7 protein-coding genes are annotated in these 5,368 nt (G+C 37.0%); 6 read left to right on the top strand and 1 reads right to left on the bottom strand.

Annotated features, from left to right (window positions below; all coding sequences use genetic code 11):
- Window positions 1–174: (2Fe-2S)-binding protein (locus tag RTP52_RS20420; RefSeq protein WP_312371758.1), on the bottom strand; the 174-nt coding region annotated here is incomplete at its 3' end.
- Window positions 175–664: 490 nt separating this feature from the next.
- Here RTP52_RS20420 and recA point away from each other — a divergent pair.
- The 6 genes from recA to RTP52_RS12210 all read left to right on the top strand — a co-directional run.
- Window positions 665–1,729, top strand: a complete 1,065-nt coding sequence (gene recA, locus RTP52_RS12185; RefSeq protein ID WP_312105259.1) for a recombinase RecA — start codon at window positions 665–667, stop codon at window positions 1,727–1,729.
- 3 nt (window positions 1,730–1,732) lie between these two features.
- On the top strand, window positions 1,733–2,374 hold the full coding sequence (locus tag RTP52_RS12190; RefSeq protein WP_312371637.1) for a regulatory protein RecX: 642 nt from the start codon (window positions 1,733–1,735) through the stop codon (window positions 2,372–2,374).
- A gap of 366 nt (window positions 2,375–2,740) precedes the next feature.
- Window positions 2,741–4,174 carry an acyl-CoA carboxylase subunit beta gene (locus tag RTP52_RS12195; RefSeq protein ID WP_312371639.1) on the top strand — a complete coding sequence of 478 codons (1,434 nt, stop codon included), beginning with the start codon at window positions 2,741–2,743 and terminating at the stop codon, window positions 4,172–4,174.
- Between the two features lie 14 nt (window positions 4,175–4,188).
- Complete coding sequence (locus RTP52_RS12200) at window positions 4,189–4,524, top strand: OadG family protein (RefSeq protein WP_312105267.1); 336 nt, start codon at window positions 4,189–4,191, stop codon at window positions 4,522–4,524.
- Between the two features lie 19 nt (window positions 4,525–4,543).
- On the top strand, window positions 4,544–4,960 hold the full coding sequence (locus RTP52_RS12205; protein WP_312105269.1) for a biotin/lipoyl-containing protein: 417 nt from the start codon (window positions 4,544–4,546) through the stop codon (window positions 4,958–4,960).
- Window positions 4,961–4,985: 25 nt separating this feature from the next.
- On the top strand, window positions 4,986–5,368 hold a 383-nt coding region (locus tag RTP52_RS12210; protein ID WP_312371642.1), incomplete at its 3' end, for a sodium ion-translocating decarboxylase subunit beta.

Raw genomic sequence — 5,368 nt, forward strand, 5'->3', positions numbered from 1 at the left:
TTTGCTTAAAGATTCAAGGAGACTTTCAATATCATCAATGCAAGCACCACAAAGGGTACAAGCTTGAGTAGCTTCTCCAATTGCTTCTATTGTTGTTGCTCCATTTGCATAAGCATCTTTGATGTCTTTTACAGACACGTCGAAACATGTACAGATAATATCGTCATCGTTCATAATCTTACCTCAATTTCTTTCATTTTAATAGCTAGAAAACATCATGGTTATTCAAAACTTATCCAATAGACTAGACTACGTTGCTTATTATATACAAAAAGGAATCGTTTCATTCATGAAGTCTTCTAGAAAAAGAATAACACAGAACGTTTATTCGTGGCAAGGAAAAGTACGTGAAGTGTAAATCTTGGTATTGTGCAATTGTTTGAGAAATCTTGATTTTTTTCTCACTCTTGTTTTTCATTCTTTTATTTACAAGTCAGCCAAGCTTTCGTATACTATTGATAGAACCAGTAGCAAGAATTGTGCAATAAATATTAGAATAAGAGTAAAGTATTTATGCTACGAATTCGTAATAATTTAGCCAGAATGCTGAATTAGTATTACTCGGGGATTTGTTTGGGATAAGGTATTGACAAAAAACTTAGAATAAGATAAGATGATAACAGAATAAGAACACATGTTTGGTATATGAAAAAGGAGAAGTAAAATGGCGAATGAGGATAAAATAAAAGCATTAGAATCTGCTCTTGCGCAGATAGAGAAGCAATATGGTAAGGGCTCTGTAATGAAACTAGGGGATAACGGGACTCATATGAACATAGAGACAGTGCCTACAGGATCTATAAGCCTTGATATTGCATTAGGTCTTGGTGGTATTCCAAAGGGTAGAGTTGTAGAAGTATATGGTCCGGAAAGTAGTGGTAAGACAACAGTAGCGCTACATATGGTTGCTGAAGTTCAAAAAAGAGGCGGTATCGCAGGCTTTATTGATGCAGAGCATGCTCTCGATCCTGTTTATGCAAAGAACATTGGAGTAGATATTGATAACCTATATATTTCACAGCCAGACAATGGAGAGCAAGCGCTTGAGATTACAGAGACGATGGTTCGTTCTGGTGCAGTCGATATCGTTATCGTAGACTCCGTTGCTGCATTAGTACCGAAAGCAGAGATTGATGGTGATATGGGTGATTCTCATGTTGGTCTTCAAGCTAGATTAATGTCACAAGCACTTCGTAAGTTGACAGCAGTAATTAGTAAGTCAAACTGTATTGTAATTTTTATTAATCAGCTTCGTGAAAAGGTTGGTGTAATGTTTGGGAATCCAGAGACAACAACTGGTGGTCGTGCTTTAAAATTCTATTCTTCCATTCGTTTGGATGTTCGAAGAATTGAGGCTTTAAAGCTTGGTGGAGATATTGTTGGTAACAGAACTAGAATTAAGGTTGTGAAGAATAAGATTGCACCACCATTTAAGGAAGCTGAATTCGATATAATGTTTGGTCAGGGAATTTCAAGAGAAGGAGATATCCTAGATTTAGCAGCCAATGAAGGTATTATTGTAAAAAGTGGAGCATGGTATGCTTATAATGAGTCGAAGATTGGCCAAGGCCGTGAGAATGCAAAAGTATTCTTAAAAGAAAATCCAAATATCCTTGAAGAGGTGGAAGCTCAAGTGAGAGAGCGGTTTAATCTTACTAACGATGTAAAGAAAAAGGTAGAAGAGTCAAAGAAAAAGGTAGAAGAGTCAAAGAAAAAGGTAGAAGAGTAATCGATGGAATTCATAGTGACCGAGATTAAGCCAATAGATAAGGTAAAAGTACAAATCTTTCTTAATGACGAGGCTGCATTTTGGCTTTATCGTAAGGATTACAAAGAACTTCCTTTGGAAGTTGGTCAAAAAATATCGGATACCTTACTACTTAAGATAGAGTCCGAACTAGTTTTACGATATGCTAAAAAGCAAGCGCTAACTTTACTAGAAAGAATGGATCGAACTGAGCTTGAAATAACCACAAAGCTACGAGATAAAGAATTTCCGGAGCATGTGGTAACCCAAGCAATCGCCTATGTGAAGAGCTTTCATTACCTTGATGACTATCGTTACACTTTAAATTATATTAAAGGTAGATATCAAACCAAAAGTAAGCGGCAGCTTAGCTATGCTTTATATCAAAAAGGAATTAACCAATCTGATATTGACAGAGCGTATGAGGAACTCATGGAGTCATTTTCTGGATCGAAGGAGGATAAAGACTTAGAAGAAGAGGCTATTCTAAGGATTATTCGAAGAAAAGGAAAACCGATAGATGAATTTTCGAAAGAAGAAAAGCAAAAGTTGATTGCTTCTCTCTATCGGAAAGGGTTTCATAACCATGCCATACAAAAAGTGTTACGAACAGAAGAGGATTTCTAAGTTGGTTTGCTTGTTTACGTCTAGGAAAGCGATTACTGGGAATTGACTTAGAAAGATGATTAGATTATAGACTGACTGTAAGTACAGAGATAGTTAGGAGTGTTAATAAATTTGACTCCTAATTATCTCTGTTTTTTATTGGCTCTTTTATTGGTGGATTTGACTATGAAAAAAATATTATTTTAAAGGAATTATCATGTGAGTGTCAAATGTAACAAAAAAACAAAATGATAGGCGTAAAAATTATACAATATATTGACATAATAACCAAAAAAAGTGAATACAGGTTGAAAGATTGACGGGTAAGGGCTATAATAGTAATTGGTAAAAAATTGGTTTAACTATCAAAAAAATGGAGGCCTGAATATGACTAGTACATCACAACTGTCAGCAAAGGATAGGATTATCACTTTGCTTGACGAGAACAGTTTTGTTGAGGTTGGTGCTTTGGTTACTAGAAGAAGTACTGATTTCAACCTGCAACAAAAAGAAGTACCTTCTGATGGTGTTATCACAGGTTATGGAATTATTGACGGTAATCCTGTTTATGTTTATAGCCAGGATGTAGCTGTGTTGAATGGTTCCATAGGTGAAATGCACGCAAAGAAAATATCAAATTTATATGATCTTGCAATGAAGGTTGGAGCACCTGTTATCGGATTGATAGATTGTGCCGGTTTGAGATTACAGGAAGCAACGGACGCATTAGCTGGATTTGGAGATATTTATCTTAAACAATCTTTAGCATCCGGGGTTATCCCACAGATTACTGCTATTTTTGGTACTTGCGGAGGAGGCAGTGCCATATCCGCATCTCTATGCGACTTTGTCTTCATGGAAGAAAAGAACGCAAAATTATTCGTAAATGCTCCCAATGCAATTCTAGGAAACAATTCTACTAAATGCGATACCGCAACAGCTTCTTTTATGGCTGAAGCAGGTGTTGTAGATTTTGTCGAAGTAGATGAAGTATCTGTACTAAACAGCATTCGTAACTTAGTTGTAATGTTACCATCAAACAATGAAGACGATGCTTCTTATGAGGAATGTACAGATGACTTAAATCGTTCTTTATCCTCCTTTACCTCTAAACTTAATGATACAACACTTGCACTTAAGGATTTATCTGATCAAGGTATTTTCATCGAAGTGAAGAAGGTATATGCAAAGGATATGGTGACTGGTTTTATCAAATTAAATGGTCTAACTGTTGGAGCTGTAGCAAATCGTACTGCGTTACTCGATGAAGATGGTAAAGTAATAGAAAAATATGATGGTTCTTTATCTACAGCAGGTTGTTATAAAGCTGAGAAGTTTGTAAAGTTCTGTAATGCTTTTCAAATTCCGGTACTTACGCTAACGAATGTAGCTGGGTACAGTGCAACGATGAAGGATGCAAGTTCCATAGCAATAGCAACAGCTAAATTAACCTATGCTTTTGCGAATGCAACAGTACCAAAAGTGAATGTCATCTTAGAGAAGGCATATGGTAGTGCGTACATAACAATGAATTCGAAACATATTGGTGCGGATATGGTATTCGCTTTGGAAGGTTCTATGATTGGCACAATGGATGCCGAACTTGCAGCGCAAATCATGTATGCTGATAACAAAGAAGAGCAGGCAAACATTGCCAAGGAGTATAAAGAATTACAGCAAAGTGCAGAATCAGCAGCAAAACGTGGTTATGTGGACGCTATTATAACACCAGAGAGTGTAAGACAACATGTAATCTATGCATTTGAAATGTTATTCACAAAGAGAGAGAGCCGCCCTAGCAAAAAGCATGGAACGGTTTAGAGTGAGGTGAAACTATGGAAACAGCTTTATTAAATACAGTAATGGGTATGTCCATTGTATTCCTTGTACTTTGGTTAATTAGTGGAATTATTGGGCTTTTCAAGCACATCAATAAGTTGGAAATGGCCTTAAAACAAAAAAAGAAACCTATTGAAATAAAGAGCGAAACTGTATCAAGGCAGCCTGCAACTGTAGAAGAAATTGATGTAACCGATGATCTTGAATTAGTTGCGGTTATTACAGCCGCTATCCATGCTTATGAAGCATCCAATGGAAATCCAGTCCCAGCCAATGGACTATATGTAAGGTCGATAAGAAAAGTGAATAAATCTAAATGGCAAAATGCCTAACGTTAAGGAGGATTACATAATGAAGAACTATACAATCACTGTAAATGGAAACGTTTATGAAGTAAGTGTAGAAGAGAATACTGCTGGTGTAGTGGCAGCACAGGCAGAATCAACTCGCGTTGCACCAAATCAAATTGCACCAGTAGTATCGAAAGCAGCACCAGCAGTTACACCAGCAGCCACACCTACGCCTGCAAAGCCAGCCATACCTTCTGGAACATCTGGTATCAAAGTAAATTCGCCTATGCCAGGTAAGATTTTAGATATAAAAGCAAATGTTGGCGATGTAGTAAAAAGAGGTCAGGCAATCTTAATTCTGGAAGCAATGAAGATGGAAAATGAAATCGTTGCTCCAAATGATGGGACGATTGTAAGTATAAATACTTCTGTGGGAGCTAATGTGGAAGTTGGAGATGTTTTAGCAACCTTAAATTAGTTTAAACAAACAGGAGGATAACGGAATGGATTACGTATTAGATACGCTTCGGAATCTAGCAGATCAAACCGCTTTTAGGAATCTTTATTGGGGAAATTACTTGATGATTTTGGTTGCCTGCGTGTTTCTATATTTAGCAATAAAAAAAGGATACGAGCCACTTTTGTTAATACCGATTGCATTTGGTATGCTATTAGTTAACATGTTTCCAGGTATCATGGCGGCACCTTATGAGGATCCCGTCACTGGAATCGAAACGGCAGGTGGTTTATTACACTATTTCTTTCTATTAGATGTATGGAGTATATTGCCTTCACTTATTTTCCTTGGTGTTGGTGCGATGACAGACTTTGGTCCGCTGATTGCGAATCCAAAGAGTTTTTTACTTGGAGCAGCGGCACAGTTAGG

The sequence above is a fragment of the Lachnoclostridium sp. genome (assembly GCF_031997925.1).
In the GTDB taxonomy this organism is placed as follows: domain Bacteria; phylum Bacillota; class Clostridia; order Lachnospirales; family Lachnospiraceae; genus Lachnoclostridium.